General features: G+C 39.8%; 13 protein-coding genes and 10 tRNA genes. 17 read left to right on the top strand and 6 right to left on the bottom strand.

The genetic code is table 11. The features are described from left to right. Positions 1–6 precede the first annotated feature (6 nt). From pth to I6E82_RS11700, 12 genes are all read left to right on the top strand, one after another. Entirely contained in the window at positions 7–591 is a 585-nt protein-coding gene (gene pth, locus I6E82_RS11755) for an aminoacyl-tRNA hydrolase (RefSeq protein ID WP_007583954.1), read from the top strand. A gap of 53 nt (positions 592–644) precedes the next feature. Continuing rightward, positions 645–1,736 carry a redox-regulated ATPase YchF gene (gene ychF / locus I6E82_RS11750; RefSeq protein WP_007583951.1) on the top strand — a complete coding sequence of 364 codons (1,092 nt, stop codon included), beginning with the start codon at positions 645–647 and terminating at the stop codon, positions 1,734–1,736. Positions 1,737–2,068: 332 nt separating this feature from the next. After that, a tRNA-Met gene (locus I6E82_RS11745) sits at positions 2,069–2,145 on the top strand. A 47-nt stretch (positions 2,146–2,192) separates the two neighbouring features. Continuing rightward, positions 2,193–2,277 (top strand) — tRNA-Leu (locus tag I6E82_RS11740). 39 nt (positions 2,278–2,316) lie between these two features. Next, positions 2,317–2,391: transfer RNA gene (locus I6E82_RS11735), tRNA-Gln, on the top strand. Positions 2,392–2,396: 5 nt separating this feature from the next. Continuing rightward, a tRNA-Met gene (locus I6E82_RS11730) sits at positions 2,397–2,473 on the top strand. A gap of 90 nt (positions 2,474–2,563) precedes the next feature. Further along, positions 2,564–2,648: transfer RNA gene (locus I6E82_RS11725), tRNA-Leu, on the top strand. Between the two features lie 38 nt (positions 2,649–2,686). Continuing rightward, positions 2,687–2,761 (top strand) — tRNA-Gln (locus I6E82_RS11720). A 71-nt stretch (positions 2,762–2,832) separates the two neighbouring features. Continuing rightward, positions 2,833–2,917 (top strand) — tRNA-Leu (locus I6E82_RS11715). Between the two features lie 38 nt (positions 2,918–2,955). Beyond that, positions 2,956–3,030, top strand: a tRNA-Gln gene (locus I6E82_RS11710). A gap of 71 nt (positions 3,031–3,101) precedes the next feature. Continuing rightward, a tRNA-Leu gene (locus I6E82_RS11705) sits at positions 3,102–3,186 on the top strand. A gap of 39 nt (positions 3,187–3,225) precedes the next feature. After that, a tRNA-Gln gene (locus I6E82_RS11700) sits at positions 3,226–3,300 on the top strand. 41 nt (positions 3,301–3,341) lie between these two features. Here the strand turns inward: I6E82_RS11700 and I6E82_RS11695 are convergent. Together I6E82_RS11695 and I6E82_RS11690 are read right to left on the bottom strand one after the other, a co-directional pair. Then, positions 3,342–4,925: a putative bifunctional diguanylate cyclase/phosphodiesterase gene (locus I6E82_RS11695; RefSeq protein WP_007585601.1), complete on the bottom strand. Its 1,584-nt coding sequence runs from the start codon at positions 4,923–4,925 to the stop codon at positions 3,342–3,344. A 154-nt stretch (positions 4,926–5,079) separates the two neighbouring features. Beyond that, a complete protein-coding gene (locus I6E82_RS11690; protein ID WP_197117985.1) occupies positions 5,080–6,336 on the bottom strand; it encodes an FAD-dependent monooxygenase in 1,257 nt (418 codons plus the stop codon). 169 nt (positions 6,337–6,505) lie between these two features. On the opposite strand from I6E82_RS11690, the gene miaB reads away from it, so the two are divergent. From miaB to lnt, 5 genes are read left to right on the top strand one after another with little or no spacing between them, the layout of a single operon-like run. Then, positions 6,506–7,954 (top strand): tRNA (N6-isopentenyl adenosine(37)-C2)-methylthiotransferase MiaB, encoded by a 1,449-nt coding sequence (miaB, locus tag I6E82_RS11685; protein ID WP_101216148.1) that lies wholly within the window; start codon positions 6,506–6,508, stop codon positions 7,952–7,954. Between the two features lie 50 nt (positions 7,955–8,004). Next, positions 8,005–9,063 carry a PhoH family protein gene (locus I6E82_RS11680; RefSeq protein ID WP_007585598.1) on the top strand — a complete coding sequence of 353 codons (1,059 nt, stop codon included), beginning with the start codon at positions 8,005–8,007 and terminating at the stop codon, positions 9,061–9,063. A gap of 4 nt (positions 9,064–9,067) precedes the next feature. Beyond that, entirely contained in the window at positions 9,068–9,526 is a 459-nt protein-coding gene (ybeY, locus tag I6E82_RS11675; RefSeq protein ID WP_002958542.1) for an rRNA maturation RNase YbeY, read from the top strand. Positions 9,527–9,548: 22 nt separating this feature from the next. Next, positions 9,549–10,433: a CNNM family magnesium/cobalt transport protein CorC gene (corC, locus tag I6E82_RS11670; protein WP_007585597.1), complete on the top strand. Its 885-nt coding sequence runs from the start codon at positions 9,549–9,551 to the stop codon at positions 10,431–10,433. Then, entirely contained in the window at positions 10,414–11,976 is a 1,563-nt protein-coding gene (gene lnt / locus I6E82_RS11665; RefSeq protein ID WP_197117984.1) for an apolipoprotein N-acyltransferase, read from the top strand. Before corC ends, lnt begins: the two co-directional genes overlap by 20 nt. A 70-nt stretch (positions 11,977–12,046) precedes the next feature. Here lnt and I6E82_RS11660 read toward each other — a convergent pair whose 3' ends face one another. The 4 genes from I6E82_RS11660 to I6E82_RS11645 form a co-directional block, all read right to left on the bottom strand. Next, positions 12,047–14,392 carry a P-loop NTPase fold protein gene (locus I6E82_RS11660; RefSeq protein WP_197117983.1) on the bottom strand — a complete coding sequence of 782 codons (2,346 nt, stop codon included), beginning with the start codon at positions 14,390–14,392 and terminating at the stop codon, positions 12,047–12,049. A 133-nt stretch (positions 14,393–14,525) separates the two neighbouring features. Then, entirely contained in the window at positions 14,526–14,777 is a 252-nt protein-coding gene (locus tag I6E82_RS11655; protein ID WP_076924822.1) for a type II toxin-antitoxin system Phd/YefM family antitoxin, read from the bottom strand. A gap of 74 nt (positions 14,778–14,851) precedes the next feature. Beyond that, positions 14,852–15,862, bottom strand: a complete 1,011-nt coding sequence (locus tag I6E82_RS11650; RefSeq protein ID WP_197117982.1) for an RDD family protein — start codon at positions 15,860–15,862, stop codon at positions 14,852–14,854. Between the two features lie 152 nt (positions 15,863–16,014). Beyond that, positions 16,015–17,100: an alkene reductase gene (locus I6E82_RS11645; RefSeq protein WP_197117981.1), complete on the bottom strand. Its 1,086-nt coding sequence runs from the start codon at positions 17,098–17,100 to the stop codon at positions 16,015–16,017. Positions 17,101–17,149 lie beyond the last annotated feature (49 nt).

Here is a 17,149-nt window from a genome sequence, read left to right as displayed (position 1 = left end):
GCAACCTTGAATTCTATTCAAATGCTTGTGGGCCTGGCTAATCCAGGCCCCGAATACGCAAACACACGCCACAATGCAGGTGCTTGGTTCATCGAGCAAATCGCTGCACGCTACAACTGCACCCTAAAATACGATCCTAAATATCACGGCCTTACAGGCAAAGTGATCATTCAAGGCCAAGAATTCAAATTATTGATCCCCACTACTTACATGAATTTAAGTGGTAAAGCGGTCGGTAGTTTAGCTAATTTTTTCAAAATCCCTGTCGAGGACATTTTAGTTGCCCATGACGAATTGGATTTAGACCCAGGCGTTGCCAAGTTAAAAAAAGGCGGCGGGCATGGCGGTCATAATGGTTTAAAAGACATTATTGCAAAAATGGCAAATCAAAAAGACTTTATGCGCTTGCGCATTGGTGTAGGTCATCCGGGGCATCGTGAAATGGTTACTGGTTGGGTGCTTGGAAAAGCGGCCAAAGCAGACCAAGAAAAAATGGATGCTGCTGTTGATGAAGCAGTTCGTTGCATGGAAATACTTGCAAAAGATGGTGTGTTAAAAGCACAAAACAGACTACATTCGTTTAAACCCTAGTAACTTGGGTCCAAGTACACCGTTTAAACGAATTCTAAACAAGGTATCTTACTATGGGTTTTAAATGTGGCATCGTTGGCTTGCCTAACGTTGGTAAATCAACGCTTTTCAATGCACTAACTAAAGCGGGTATTGAAGCCGCTAACTTTCCTTTTTGTACCATTGAGCCTAATACAGGTGTGGTACCTGTGCCAGATCCTCGTCTAGACGAACTTGCTAAAATAGTTAATCCTCAACGAGTTCTTACCACCAGTATGGAATTTGTAGACATTGCTGGCTTAGTAAAAGGCGCATCTAAAGGTGAAGGCCTTGGTAACCAGTTTTTAGCTAACATTCGTGAAACCGATGCAATTGGCCACGTAGTTCGCTGTTTTGAAGATGAAAACATCATCCACGTAGCAGGCACTATTGACCCTGCTGACGATATTGACGTAATCAACACTGAGTTAGTACTTGCTGATATGGATAGCGCTGAAAAAGCCCTTTTCCGTAATTCAAAAAAAGCAAAAGGTGGCGATAAAGACGCTAAAGAGCAAAATGCTGTACTTGAAAAAGTAAAAGTGCATCTTGACGAAGGCTTAACTTTACGTGGTCTAGCACTAACTAAAGAAGAAAAAGCAGCAATCAGCTCTATTAACTTCTTAACGATTAAACCAACAATGTATATTGCAAACGTTGCTGAAGATGGTTTTGAAAATAACCCATACCTTGACCGCGTACGTGCTATTGCCGCAGCTGAAGATGCGATTGTTGTTCCTGTATGTGCCGCTATCGAGTCTGAGCTTTCAGAACTAGATGACGAAGACAAGCTAGAGTTTATGGCTGATCTTGGTCTAGAAGAGCCAGGTCTTAACCTTGTTATTCGTGGTGGTTATGAATTACTACAATTACAAACTTATTTCACAGCTGGCGTAAAAGAAGTACGCGCATGGACAATCCCTGTAGGTGCAACAGCACCACAAGCAGCGGGTAAAATCCATACCGACTTCGAGCGTGGCTTTATCCGTGCGCAAACTATTGCTTTTGACGACTTTGTTGCCTTTAAAGGTGAGAGTGGCGCAAAAGAAGCAGGTAAGATGCGTCAAGAAGGTAAAGAGTACATTGTTAAAGATGGCGATGTAATGAACTTCTTGTTCAACGTATAAGTACAAATTAAACCAATTTCACTTGGTAATAATTTTTAAAGGCTCGTTTTTACGAGCCTTTTTTGTATTTAAGCATTATAAAAATAATAATTAGCCTCAACTAGTCTATCTTTGTAATATCGCTTAATTAAAGAAGTACAGGGTTAATTAAGATTCCGCGCCTTAAAGGCAGCTAAAAAAACAGCATTTTTATTAAATTTTAGCCTGTTAGCTTAATTTTCCTGCAAACAAACACAGTTAAGTGTTTTTTTGCAAAAAAGGTGTTGACGAATTTGGGTCATATCAGCATAATACGCCCCGCACTCAGCGATGAAGTGCTAACAAAAAAAGATGGCTAAGTAGCTCAGCTGGTTAGAGCACATCACTCATAATGATGGGGTCACAGGTTCAAATCCCGTCTTAGCCACCATTATTTTTTTGTTGCTCAATGAAGAGTTTAAAATAACTACCTTGTGTGCGGGAGTGGCGGAATTGGTAGACGCGCTGGATTTAGGTTCCAGTATCTTAGGATGTGAGAGTTCAAGTCTCTCCTTCCGCACCATAATTCTTGATAAGAATTAAAACTATCAATTGTTATTGTTGGGATATCGCCAAGCGGTAAGGCACCAGGTTTTGATCCTGGCATTCCCAGGTTCAAATCCTGGTATCCCAGCCAACAATGGCTAAGTAGCTCAGCTGGTTAGAGCACATCACTCATAATGATGGGGTCACAGGTTCAAATCCCGTCTTAGCCACCATTTCTTCTTTTAGAAATGGCTCTGCAAGAGTTAAATTGCAGCTCAATGAAGAGTTTAAAATAACTACCTGTACTTTATTGTACAAACGATGCGGGAGTGGCGGAATTGGTAGACGCGCTGGATTTAGGTTCCAGTAACTTCGGTTGTGAGAGTTCAAGTCTCTCTTTCCGCACCATTTCTTGATAAGAAATAAAATTATCATTAATTCTTTGTTGGGATATCGCCAAGCGGTAAGGCACCAGGTTTTGATCCTGGCATTCCCAGGTTCAAATCCTGGTATCCCAGCCAACTTCTTCTACCAAGGAAAGTTGGATAAAAGAATTGCTCTAGCTTAGAGTTTAAATTGGCAAATTGTTGATGCGGGAGTGGCGGAATTGGTAGACGCGCTGGATTTAGGTTCCAGTAACTTCGGTTGTGAGAGTTCAAGTCTCTCTTTCCGCACCATGTTCTTATAAGAACTAAAATTATAAAGAATTCTTTGTTGGGATATCGCCAAGCGGTAAGGCACCAGGTTTTGATCCTGGCATTCCCAGGTTCAAATCCTGGTATCCCAGCCAACTTCTTCTACCAAGGAAAGTTGGATAAAAGAATTGCTCTAGCTTAGAGTTTAAATTAGCAACTTAGTGATGCGGGAGTGGCGGAATTGGTAGACGCGCTGGATTTAGGTTCCAGTAACTTAGGTTGTGAGAGTTCAAGTCTCTCCTTCCGCACCATGTTCTTATTAAGAACTAAAACTAATTCAAATTTATAGTTGGGATATCGCCAAGCGGTAAGGCACCAGGTTTTGATCCTGGCATTCCCAGGTTCAAATCCTGGTATCCCAGCCAATTTGACTCCCCTGTCTAAAACTTCTCAATACTCATTAAATTCAACTTACTTTTTCTGCACTTAAATAAACATTTATAAATTCATCTATATTTATTGGTTTGCTATATAAATACCCTTGTAAATAATCACAGTTAAGACTCAACAACGCCTGTTCTACCTCTTTAGTTTCTATTCCTTCAGCAACTACATCGCAATTTAATCGACTCGCTAAAAACAATGTAGATTCTACAATGGCGTAATCAGGCGAGTTAGTAAGCATATCTTTGACAAACGACTGATCAATTTTTATTTGATTGATTGGCAGCTCTCTTAATAATGACAGTGACGAAAAGCCAGTACCAAAGTCATCAACACTAAATTTAAACCCGCGCATACTCAACTGTTGCATCATTTTTCTAGCAGCCGGTATATTTGTCATCATTGCACCTTCTGTAATTTCAAAAATTAACGAGTCGCTTAATGTAGGGTCGGTTGCGAGTAAACTAATTATAAAATCGTAAAACTCGCTGCTTTCAATATCTTTAGTCGATAAATTGACATGTATAGTACCGGTGAAACCAAATAGCTTGAGCTTTCTAATATGATTAACGGCTTCTTGTACAACCCATTTCGATAAAGGAAAAATAAGCCCTGTACGCTCAGCTACGGTTATAAACTTTTCTGGACTAATAAAGCTACCATCATCTTGCGGCCATCGGATAAGCGCTTCTAGGCCATGTAATTGCAGATCTTTAGAGTCCATTATGGGTTGTAAATAAAGCTCAAACTCATCTTTATGTAATGCCACTTTAATTTTGGCTGATAAATCAAAAAAGTCCTCAGCTCGTTTACCTATTGCAGATGAGTAATTTACCAAAGGTTGAAATGTTTTTTTAGCTTCATGCAGTGCCAAGTCAGCTTTTTTTAATAGCTGATCGGGCAATCGGCTATCATCAGGAAAACGGCTTACGCCTATACTTAATTGTATTTTAACCATTTGCTCATTCGTACAAAACGGACTTTTGACGGCTGAGTTTATAATGTTTACACAATAATTCATGCTTTCATCTGTATCGGTATGCAATAAAAAAGCAAACTCATCGCCACCTATTCGATATAACTTAGCAATGCCGCATAATTCTTTATTTAGTTTATTGGCAAATGCAGCCAAGAGTTGGTCACCACACTGATGCCCAAACGCATCATTAATTTGTTTAAAGTTATTTAAGTCGATATAAAATAGTGAAAATGGGGAAGGATATTCAACTTGTTTACTTAAAGATTTAAAAAATTTATCGCGGTTAGGTAGAGTTGTTAAGTTATCGTGCTCAGTTTGATATTTTTGATACTGCGTTGCTTGCTCTATTTTAAGAATACTTTTTAAGCTCAGTTTAATAACTAAAAAAACAAACCCACCACCGCCAAGTAACAACATAGCCACCATATTCATAACGACGGGTGCAATGTCGTGGTTTGAAAAATAATAGAGTATCCACCAATACCCTATAATAAAAAAAATAATAGCGCATAGCAGTACACTCCATGCTCTTTGCGATGTTTTTTTGCAAACTTTAACGGTTGTTTTTAAGCTAGCAACAAGCAGTAGCGCACCTAAAATAATTATTACTGTAAAAAAATTATCCACACACAGGCTCTTTAAAGTTATTAAATTGCGATTTAGTGATGTAACACCAGTTAAATTAAAACCGTGTTCAATATAGCCGAGTCACTATTTGCTGACTTAAAAACAGACATAAAAAAAGGCTCATAAATGAGCCTTTCTAATATCTACTTTAAATTTAGCCTAAATCACCACTAATTGCGTATTTTAAAACCCAGTTTTTTATCGGCCCCGTATTATTAGCCATTTTTAAAAACTGGCTGCGTGCCCATTTAAGTGGCGTAATTTGATTAGAAAACCCAAAGTAACACGCGTCCATCATGCTCATCATTAATAAATTAGCCCTGCGGCGAGCTCGCTCGTATTCTTTAAGTTTTAGTGGGCAACCTATATCTCCTGCTTCGTTTAAAACCTCAGCAAGTGCCACTACGTCCTGAAAACCTAAATTAACGCCCTGCCCTGCAAGTGGGTTAATTGTATGCGCTGCATCGCCCACTAAAACCATGCGCCCTTGCGAATAATTATTAGCATGTTGGCGAGTAAGCGGAAATACTGCATGGGTTTGTATTTCAAAGTCTCCAGCAAGTTCTGGGAATTTATTCAGTATGTGCGTTTTTAACTGAGTTGGGCTTAGCCCTTTAAATGCTTGCAATGTATTTGCATCGTCGTACCAAATTAAATTAGCGTACGGTGCCTGCATTGGTAAAAATGCTAACGGCCCACTTGGTGTAAACTGTTGCCATGTTTTAATTTGTTGCGGTGCATCGAGTTTAATTAACACCCCCATGCAATGCTGTTGGTACTGCCAACCCGTAATACCAATATTCGCCTTATCGCGCAGCTGCGATTGCCCACCATCGGCGGCAATTACTAAATCAGCCGTATAGGTTTGATCACCATACACAAGCGTAATTAAATCATCCGTTTGCTCTATTTTAGTTACCGGCAATGATTGCTCAATAACCTCAATCTTATAATGCCCAAATTGCTGCCACAAGCTTGCTTGAATTAAACTATTTTCAATCAAGTGGCCTAAATGTGTCGTGTTTATGTCGGCGCAATCAAATAATAAATTGTCACCACCGCGCTCAAAAGCCTCTAATTGTTGATAAGGTGCTATGCGGTTTTGCCTTAAAAGAGGCATTGCCCCTAATTCATCAAGTAAATTTTCTGAAAAACGATTAATAGCAGACACTCTAATATCCACTTTATCGCTACTAAGAATGTGCGATGGGTCTATTAGGTGTTTTTCAATTATGCGCACGCCAAAGCCTTGCTGAGCCAGCTTTATCGCCATAGCCGCGCCAACCATGCCCCCGCCAACCACTATCACATTATTTTTGGTCATGTTTTTCATCATTTTATTATTACTTGAGTCTGTTTTGATTGTATCAAAATTAATTTGTTTTATACCAGAGGATATCCCTAACAGCACATTAAACTCGCCCTGTATTGATTTGAGATCACAAACATGAAAACTATACTTGGATCTGGGCGGGTATCCAGCTAAAATACGCCTCCTTTAAGTGAGCATGCTTGCTCCTTAATCCTGTTTCTAGCACATTTTTGTGCCACTATCGAATTGAACACGAGGCAATATTTCAATGAGCAAAAAGCTGCATATTAAAACCTGGGGTTGTCAGATGAACGAATACGACTCTCAGAAAATGGCTGAACTTTTAGATGCCACCAACGGCTACCAGCTAACTGATGATGCAACAGATGCCGACGTAATCTTACTTAACACCTGTTCAATTCGTGAAAAAGCACAAGAAAAAGTATTTCACCAGTTAGGTCGTTGGAAGTTGTTAAAAGACGACAAGCCAGACTTAATAATTGGTGTAGGTGGTTGTGTTGCCTCACAAGAAGGTGACTCTATTCGCCAACGCGCACCATTTGTAGATGTTATTTTTGGCCCGCAAACATTGCATCGTTTACCAGAAATGATTAAACAAGTGCAAGGCAACAAAGGCTCATCGGTTGTTGATATTTCATTCCCAGAGATTGAAAAGTTTGACCGCCTGCCAGAGCCAAAAGCGGATGGCCCATCTGCGTTTGTATCAATTATGGAAGGCTGTTCTAAATACTGTACTTTTTGTGTTGTACCGTATACTCGCGGCGAAGAAGTTAGCCGCCCAGTAGATGACGTACTACTTGAAATTGCACAACTTGCTGAGCAAAACGTACGTGAAGTAAACCTACTAGGCCAAAACGTAAACGCATACCGCGGCGACACACACGATGGCGAAATATGTTACTTCTCTGATTTAATTCGTCTTATTGCTGCTATTGATGGTATTGACCGTATTCGTTACACCACATCGCACCCGGTAGAATTTACGCCAGACATCATTGACGTTTACGCTGATGTACCAGAGCTTGTAGATCACTTACACCTACCAGTACAAAGTGGTTCAGACCGTATATTAAACCTAATGAAACGTGGCCATACGGCAATTGAATACAAATCGACAATTCGTAAGTTACGCAAAATTCGTCCTAACTTAAGCATGTCGTCAGATTTCATTATTGGTTTCCCAGGCGAAAGTAAAGAAGACTTTGAAGCAACCATGAAGCTTATTAGCGACATTGGTTTTGATATGAGCTTTAGCTTTATTTACAGTGCACGCCCAGGTACGCCAGCGGCAGATTTACCAGATGACGTAACAGAGCAAGAGAAAAAAGAACGCTTATACTTACTACAAAACCGTATTACACAAATGGCGCAGCAAATTAGCCGTCAAATGTTCGATACAGAGCAACGTATACTTGTTGAAGGTCCTTCTAAAAAGAACCCAATGGAATTACGTGGCCGTACCGAAAATAACCGTGTAGTAAATTTTGTTGGCCCGCACACAGTGATCGGACAGTTTGTTGACGTACGTATTACCGAAGCACTACCTAACTCTTTACGTGGTGACTTAATTCGTACAGAATCAGAAATGAACTTACGACGTGAAATCGCGCCTTCAGCTATTTTAACTAAAGCTGCAGCTGCAGAGCCAAAACCAGACACTGTTAACGAAATTGGCGTAGCTTCTTTCGTTCCTTAGTCATACTATTAGCGCCAGTTAACGCTGGCGCAGTACTATAGGAAGCAATTTTGAGTAATCAGTTAAAAACATTAGAGATTTATTTAGAACCTGCCGATAACAAACGCCTTTCTTCTTTATGTGGCCCGTTTGACGAAAACATCAAACAAATTGAACGCCACCTGGCTGTTGAAATAATTCACCGTGACAACTTTTTTAAAGTAACCGGTAAACTACACAACTGCGCCGGCGCTGTAGAAATCTTAAAAAACCTTTATGTTGATACTCAGCCAGTTCGTGGTGTTTTAGGCGAAATAGAACCCGAAGCCGTTCATTTAGCTATTACCGAATCAAAAGCCCTAGAGCAAGACGCATCAAGCAGCGCTTACGGCAAAGAAATGGTGATTAAAACGCGCCGTGGTGTTATTAAACCACGTAACGATAACCAAGGTGTTTATGTGGCTAATATTTTAAACCACGACATTACCTTTGGTATTGGCCCTGCTGGTACTGGTAAAACCTACCTTGCAGTTGCTGCCGCCGTTGACGCCCTTGAGCGCCAAGAAATACGCCGCATATTATTAACGCGCCCTGCTGTAGAAGCGGGCGAAAAGCTTGGCTTTTTACCAGGCGATTTAAGTCAAAAAATAGACCCATACCTGCGCCCTCTTTACGATGCTCTTTTTGAAATGCTAGGTTTTGAAAAAGTAGAAAAGCTCATCGAAAAAAATATCATTGAAGTCGCTCCGCTTGCTTACATGCGCGGACGTACTTTAAACGATGCCTTTATTATTTTAGATGAAAGCCAAAATACCACCGCCGAGCAAATGAAAATGTTTTTAACCCGTATAGGGTTTAACTCAAAAGCGGTTATTACAGGCGATATAACACAGGTCGATTTACCTCGTGGAACACGCTCAGGCCTTCGCCATGCAATGGAAGTACTTGATGGCGTAAACGAAATTAGCTTTAACTACTTTAAAGCCCAAGACGTAGTACGCCACCCTGTTGTAGCACGCATAGTTGAAGCCTACGAGCGAAACGACGAAAGCGAGCGACTAAAGCGCATTGAAAAGCAAAATGCAAAAGACGCACTCGCTGCTCTTCAACAGCCTACTACTAAAGAGTAATACTTTGACAACCGAACTTGATTTACAAATAGCCTGTGAGTTTGACAACCTCCCAAGCGAAGAGCAATTTGCACTGTGGGCTGACAAAGCCCTTAGCCAATACCGTGACGAGTCAGAACTCAGTATCGTTATTAGCGACGAAGCGCAATCGCAACAACTTAATAACGACTATCGCGGTAAAAATAAACCGACCAACGTACTGTCGTTCGAATTTGAAGCACCACCAGGAATAGATATTCCCTTGGTTGGTGATTTAATTATTTGCCCAGCCATTGTATTAGCTGAAGCAATTGAGCAAGAGAAGTCATTTCATGACCACTTTGCTCACATGGTTATTCACGGATGCTTGCATTTGCTTGGATTTGACCATATAAAGAGTGACGATGCTTTAGAGATGGAAAGCATCGAAAAGCAATTACTTGCAGAGCTAAACATAGCAGACCCATACCGGGACGATATTTAAATTAACGGAGCAATTAGACGCAATGAGCGACGGTAACTCGCAATCTAGCCAGGGTTCTTCTGGCAAAACGTGGTTGGGCAGAATAGCCCAAATGTTGCAAGGGGAACCCCAGAATAGAGAAGAGCTGGTCGAAGTTATTGCCGATGCGCAAGAACGAGACGTAATCGATCCTGAAACAAAAGAGATGATAGAAGGTGTGCTTGGCGTGTCTGAGCTTAAAGTGCGAGACATAATGGTTCCGCGCTCACAAATGATCACTCTTGAGATCGACAGCCCGCTTGAAGAGCTAATTCCAATGATGGTTGACTCAACTCACTCACGTTTTCCTGTGGTGATTGAAGACAAAGACCATGTAGAAGGTTTTTTACTCGCTAAAGATTTATTGCCACTGATCTTAAATAAAGACGAGCATTTACCATCAATACGCGATTATTTACGCCCAGCAATGGTAGTACCTGAGAGCAAACGTGTTGATACATTGCTAAACGAATTCCGTCAGCAACGCTACCATATGGCTGTTGTTATTGACGAATACGGCGGCGTATCGGGCTTAGTAACGATTGAAGATATTCTTGAAATAATTGTTGGCGAAATCGAAGATGAGCACGACGAAGAAGAAGAACATCAAGATATTCGTCGACTTGCTAAACATGTTCACGTAGTGCAAGCACTCACACCTGTAGATGACTTTAACGAGCATTTTAAAACAGGCTACAGCACAGACGAAGCCGATACTATTGGCGGAACTGTACTGCACGCATTTGGCCATATGCCAAGCCGTGGTGAAACGATTGACATAGAAGGTTACCAATTTAAAGTAACCAACGCCGATAATCGTCGTATTTTGCAACTGCAAGTCACCGTTCCTAAGGCTGATGATAACGACAGTGAAGAAACTGCTAACTAGACTTACCCTATTAGCAAAAGATAAAAAAGCATGGCTCGCACTCGTTGCGGGCCTTGTTTTAACTTTTGGCTATGCTCCCTTTGAAATTTGGCCCATTGTATTTATTAGCCTTGGTGCCATAATTTTTTGCGTTAATCCCAATAATACCGGTAAAGCACACGCAAAAACCGCTGCTAAATATGGCTTTATATTTGGCCTAGGCTGGTTTGGTGCTGGTATAAGCTGGGTACATGTTTCTATTGCCACCTTTGGCGGTATGCCGCTTATAGCGTCACTCTCGTTAATGGCATTTTTGTGCGCCTATTTAGCGTTATTTCCCGCACTTGCCTTTTGGGCAACTACACGCTTTGCCACTGGTCCTAAAAGCTTTGGCGCATTACTAATTGCCTGCTTTGCAGTTAGTGAGTATTTACGTGGCACCGTACTTACCGGTTTCCCGTGGTTAAGTTTTGGCTACACGCAAACCGACGGACCTTTAAGGCTGCTTGCCCCTTATATTGGCGAGTTTGGCTTAACCCTCGTGTGTATCGCTATTGGCTTTGCACTATATAAACTTACCCAAAAAGATTTTAAAACCCCGGCGGTTACTGCTACAGCTGTTGCGCTTATTTTTACAGGTGCAAACACCACTGGCAGTATTCATTACACAGATAAAAACATGTCAGTATTGCTCGTACAAGGCAACATACAGCAACACCTGCGCTTTGAGCCAAGTGAGTTTTGGACCACAATGAGCAAATACCAAGACCTGACACGCCCACATTGGGATGCCGACTTAATAGTATGGCCCGAAGCCGCAGTGCCTGAAATAGAAATGCTTGCTGATTCCTATCTAGCCAATTTAGACAGTGCTGCCTCGTTTAATAAAACCGCCCTTGTAACCGGTATTGTTGACTACCAGCGAGACACCAAAAACATATTCAATACGCTTATTGTGGTTGGTAATAAAGAACGCGGCGACGAGCACGGGCATTATCATTACCTTGATAAAAACCGCTATCAAAAACACCAGCTATTACCTATTGGCGAATTTGTACCGTTTCAAGATTTACTGCGCCCTATTGCCCCGTTATTCGATTTACCTATGTCATCGTTTACGCGTGGCGACAAAGTGCAAAACAACTTACGCGCCAACGGCTACAACTTACTCCCCGCTATTTGCTACGAAATTGTTTTTGCCGATTTAGTGCGTGGTAATTACAAAAGTGATTCTGACCTACTTTTTACAGTAAGTAACGATGCCTGGTTTGGTGACTCTATTGGGCCATTGCAACACATGCAAATAGCCCGCATGCGCGCATTAGAGCTACAGCGCCCGCTGGTACGTGTTACCAACAATGGGGTAAGCGCCGTATACGACCCTATAAGCCACACACAACAAACTATGCCTCAGTTTGAAGCTACCATATTGAAAGCCAACATTAAGCTTATAAAAGGCGACAGCGTGTACAGCCAATACGGCAATGTGTTTGTATGGGGATTTGTGTTATTGCTAGGTTTTGTTGGTTTTGGGGTAAAGCTGAAAGATAAAATAAATATTTAAAATTAAAGCGCGGTAAGATAATTATCGCGCTTTAATTTCAAGCTATAATAACTGCCTCAATTAATTGAAACTAAAGCTTTAACATTTGCGATATCAATTTTAATGCATCACTTCTTATACCTTCAAATTCATCATCATTTGCTTCTAGTGCTTCAGCTATTTGACTATAAATCACACGGGTATTTTCTGATTTAATATTTTTAATCAAAGACTGTACTTTATTTAGAGTCGATTTATTTAGAGCAAGTAATAAATCAGGGATATCATCGGCATTACTTGAAAACAAATACAACAAATTAGCGTCGCTGACAGAATCATTGCCATCAATAAATTGTAAAATAAGATTGTTCATAGGAGCTTTATAATTTTGGGGCTCACTACCAAAACGTCCAAATGAGCTAAAATTACTATAAATTTTCAATAGCGCAAACAAAGTACCATATGTAAAACAGGTACGTTGCTCAAATAAGTCGTTTATTATTCTTTCTGAAAAAAGATAGTTCATAAATGCACTACTTGGGTTTACTTTGTAATCCCTTACTGCAAATGATGTTAAAAGGTCAAAAGACTTTCTTGATGATTGGACATTAATCGCTTTTTCAAATAATTGTTTAGCGGTCGTTTCATCTTCAATTTCATTGTAAAGAATACACCAGCCATAGCGCTCAATGGAATCAAGCCAAAAGCTAGAAGTCTCATCATTTTCCACAGCAGCACATAAGTCAGTAATTGCTTGGTTTTTAATATGACGGCTACCACCATTCGCTATTTTATTTAACGTTTTAAAAACGTGCCTTTGTTTAAGCTTACTATTTTCAAGTCTGCCTCCTATTAAGGATCTACTTATATGCTCGTGTTTATAAAATGATAAAACATGATTTGGCACTCTATCTTTTGAAATATTCGTTTCTTTACTTTTTATACCTAACAAAAGATCAATTAAGCGAAAGTGCTCTAAACAAGCTTTTATAAGTTCTTTATCTAAATTATCTTCCCGAGAAAAGTTATCTGTAATAAACTCATCTAATGGTTGGCTTTTAAAGGCTGTATTATTTAGTAACACTATCAGTGCATCGTAAATAGGTGGGTTATTATTTTTCAATACCTGAAGTAATACAAGATCGTAAAATAACACTTCACCGCACAATGCCAGCCAAGCAGATTTAATTTGCTCTTCAAGAGTATGCAATGCTCTAAATGAAGGTAATAATTTATTTACAAGTTGTAGTGGGCGCCTAGATACACCTGGCTTTAAAAGAACTTTTTGATAATACACTTGCGTATCATTATCTATTAACTTATTTTCTAACTCGGTTATTTCTTTAATAAAATTTGGTTTAGAAAAATCAAATCGTATTGGGCAAATACGCAGTAAAGTATCAGAAAACTCTGGGCGGTTTTCACCTGCAAAAATATAATCAATACCTTGCAGTTCTTCTAATCTATCTAACAGGCCAGCAAGCGCATGGAGGCTGTCTAGCGCCTTTTGATTACGATCGAGATCTTGAATTGTGACTAATAATCTTAAATTTGCTGCATTAATGGCATCACCTAAGTTTTTTAAAAGTGCATCTGGAGATGTAGGTTTATGCATAAACGCTGCAAATATTTTAGAAGACGTATTACCTGCATTCATAGCTGAAATATAGTGCGACGGTAAAGAGCGGAATTTACACATATCTATTTCTGTACCTAGTCCTATTAGCACTTCATCTAATACATATTGGATAATAGATTCAGCTTCAACACCCCACAGATCAATATTGCAGTGAACTAATTTAGGCAGTTCTTTTTTATTTTTTAGTTTATCAACTGCTAAATTTATTGCCGTTGTCTTCCCCACACCAAACGGTCCACATATTAAAATGCGTATACTCTTTGCTTGATTTTTCTCATCGCATAAAGTTTCTTCAATTTGTTTAGCGATATGCCGCGTTGAATCGTTGTTTTTTGGGTCATCAATACATAGAGGAGTTATTTTTTGCGTAATACGAACTTTTAAAAACTCAAGTGCAGGTAAAAATACTAATCCGACTATAAGAGGTAAATATAAAAGTACTAACTCTAAACTAATCAAAGAACCGGTTGCTCTAGATTCAAAAAACAACCAAATAGCAATAGTGCATGTTACTGATAGTATGAGAGAAGGGTATCGCCAATTAAATTGCCAATATCTTTTTGAATTATAGATAGAAAAGCTATCTGCTATTTTATTTACGGCTAAGCCTGCTAAAAATAATAATGTAGCGTAACCATACGAAGGTGTGAAATTTGAAGTATTAAATGTTTTGTGAAGAAGATTAGTCCAAGCGAGCCACAATCCTTGATTAATCGTTACCGAAGACATAATTAAAAACAAAATATAGGTAATAACACCATATAAAATTAATGTCGTATAACGAGAAAAAGTTACCATATTCATCCATGTACTCAATATTTACTTTTTTGTATGCTAACACGCCCTAATATAAACAGAAAAATAGTCTGAGCTACTTTATGTCACTTTAAGCATTAGCTTTTTCTAATTAATGTAATTCAATTGATAAGAGCTATAAGTCATCAATGCTAACTTCAACCTCCTGAGATAAGTCAGCTCTACGACTTTCAATAATTTTAGCTAATTCATAGTCATCAAGCTGATCCATTATCAATTCATACATTTGTGCAGGAACTAAATAAGCAACTGTCTTATTATATTTCGAAATTTCGATGCTCTTTCCACCAGCTTTATTTAAGAGCGCAATTGGATTTTTTCTCAGTTCTGAAATACTTGCTGAACAATCAGCTAATAACGCTTTCATAAAACACCTGATAAAGTTAAACCTGTACTTAATTTTAAGTTTTTTAACTCAATCTGTATATTCTTATAATTACTTTACTCTTTCACTACATCTACAACCGTTTCAACATTCACCGGTTGATTCAAGCTACCTCGAATCACCACCGTCGCTGATATTTTATCTTGAATTGCTTGTCTGTTTGGGTCCCAATATATCTGTAAAAACCCCAATAAACCCGTAGCAAAACCTGCACCGTAGCCGCCGTAGCGACCAAAACAGTCTAATAAACCTAATGGCTCACCGCTTAGGGCGACAACACGGATATTACAAACCTTTTTACCCGGTGTTTGGCCGCGCCAAAGCAACGAGAACAACGTAAAGTAAACAGCAGCCCAACCAAAACCTAAGCCTAAGTCTTGAATAATGCCTTTGCTCCACTGCAAAATACTATTTGTGGTTGTTTGTGCAGGTTTTTCTTCTATTAACTGTGCAGGCTTTATTTCGTTATTTTCACTGAGTACTAAAAGTTGTAAAAGTACGGTAGCAAGTTGTGGGTTTTGTAGGTCATCCATTTCTGCTAATTTGGGAACTTCCCCTATTAAATTATCAAGCGCGTTTTGTTGGCAAGGTTGCTTACAGCTGTCATCGGCTGTTTTTGCTAAATAAGTATTTACCCGTTGTTTTTCTGTGGCGGTAAGCTGAATTTCATCTTGTATTTTTACGCCCTGAACAGCCAAATTTTGATCTGCGTTATCGCCTTCTAGGTAATCTATGCCAATTGAAAGCACGGTAAGTGCGCTTACAAATAAAAAACTTGCTGCAAAAATTTTTAGGGTTCTTCGCCAAAATGATGACATTTTAGGTAAGTACTGTCGAGCAGTGCCTTTATAAAAAGCCATGGCAGCGACAAACGCTATTAAAGCCGCGCTGAGTTTGGCTGCTAAAAATATAAGTGCAACATCAATTATTATCGCTAATGCACGCCTACTTGGTGTAGCTAAAGGCAAGCCCAGTAAAGCACTGTCAATTTTAAAGGCGTAGGGGGTAACAACTTCTCGGGTTTCAGAATTTGATAATTCTAATTGTTCTATCTCTTTGGCTTTCATTTATTTTCTTGTTATTAAAATAGGTAACCCGGTTAACTTACGCGTTTTTTATTTTTTGCTCAAGATAAAGCTAATAGAATCAGTGCACAAAAAAGGGCTGCATAAAATGCAGCCCTTCATGTTTTTACTCAATGTTTATTACTTACTAGCAATTATACCGTTGGATAATCGGTGTAGCCTTGTTCTGCGCCACCAAATAAGGTGTCTGGGTTGTGGCTGTTAAGAGGCTTGCCTTGCTTTAAGCGTGCTGGTAAGTCTGGGTTTGATACAAACGGGCGACCAAAGCCAATCATATCGGCCCAGCCTTCGCTAAGTGCTTTGTCTGCACGTTCTTTGGTGTACTTGCCTGCGTAAATTAATATACCGCTGTAGGCTTTACGAATAGCGTGTTTAAACTCAACACTCATTAAAGGTGCATCATCCCAATCGGCTTCAGCTATATGCATGTAACCTACACCGGCTTTATTTAATGCCTCAGAAACCGCTAAGTAAGTTTCCTCAGGGTTTTCGTCTACTGTGCCATTAAGGGTTGTTAACGGGGCAAGTCTTACACCTACTTTGCTGCTACCAATTTCGTCGCTAACAGCATTTACCACTTCAATTAAGAAACGTATTCGGTTTTGCACGCTGCCACCATATTCATCGGTGCGAGCATTTGATTCTGAGTCTAAAAATTGGTTAATAAGGTAACCATTAGCAGCATGAAGCTCTATGCCATCAAATCCTGCATTAACTGCATTTTTAGCAGCTTGGCGAAATTCGCCTATGACATGCGTAATATCTTGTTTGCTCATTTCTCGTGGGAGTTGGGTGTCTACAAACCCCGGTGCACCGTTTGTATCTACAAATACTTTTACGTCTTTTGCAGCAATGGCCGAGGCTGAAATAGGCTGCACGCCACCGGTGTTGTCACTATGAGTTACACGGCCAACATGCCAAAGCTGAGCAAACATCACGCCACCAGCGCTATGTACTGCGTTGGTTACTTTACTCCAACCTACAACTTGCTCATTTGAATAAATACCCGGAGTCCAAGCGTAACCTTTACCAAGTTCACTAATTTGTGTGCCTTCGCTTACAATTAGCCCGGCACTTGCGCGCTGTGCGTAATATGTTGCCATTAAGTCGTTAGCTATATCGCCAGGCTGTGTTGAACGCGAGCGAGTCATTGGGGGCATAACAATACGGTTTTTTAATGTTTTACCTGCAAGTTCTATTGGTTCAAAAAGTAATGTCATAATGCCTCCTAAGTTTGATTGCGCTCATAATAACGTAACCAAGCACATG

Origin of the sequence: Pseudoalteromonas sp. NZS11, from assembly GCF_015864765.1 — a bacterium.
GTDB classification, from domain to species: domain Bacteria; phylum Pseudomonadota; class Gammaproteobacteria; order Enterobacterales; family Alteromonadaceae; genus Pseudoalteromonas; species Pseudoalteromonas arctica.
Note: the sequence above shows the minus strand (reverse complement) of the source record. Positions and strands in the feature narration are given on the sequence as shown.

Coding starts and splice junctions, on each gene's coding strand:
- ychF (WP_007583951.1), top strand. CDS start 645: ATGGGTTTTAAATGTGGCATCGTTGGCTTGCCTAACGTTGGTAAATCA.
- miaB (WP_101216148.1), top strand. CDS start 6,506: ATGAGCAAAAAGCTGCATATTAAAACCTGGGGTTGTCAGATGAACGAA.
- corC (WP_007585597.1), top strand. CDS start 9,549: ATGAGCGACGGTAACTCGCAATCTAGCCAGGGTTCTTCTGGCAAAACG.
- I6E82_RS11660 (WP_197117983.1), bottom strand. CDS start 14,392: ATGGTAACTTTTTCTCGTTATACGACATTAATTTTATATGGTGTTATT.
- I6E82_RS11655 (WP_076924822.1), bottom strand. CDS start 14,777: ATGAAAGCGTTATTAGCTGATTGTTCAGCAAGTATTTCAGAACTGAGA.
- I6E82_RS11650 (WP_197117982.1), bottom strand. CDS start 15,862: ATGAAAGCCAAAGAGATAGAACAATTAGAATTATCAAATTCTGAAACC.
- I6E82_RS11645 (WP_197117981.1), bottom strand. CDS start 17,100: ATGACATTACTTTTTGAACCAATAGAACTTGCAGGTAAAACATTAAAA.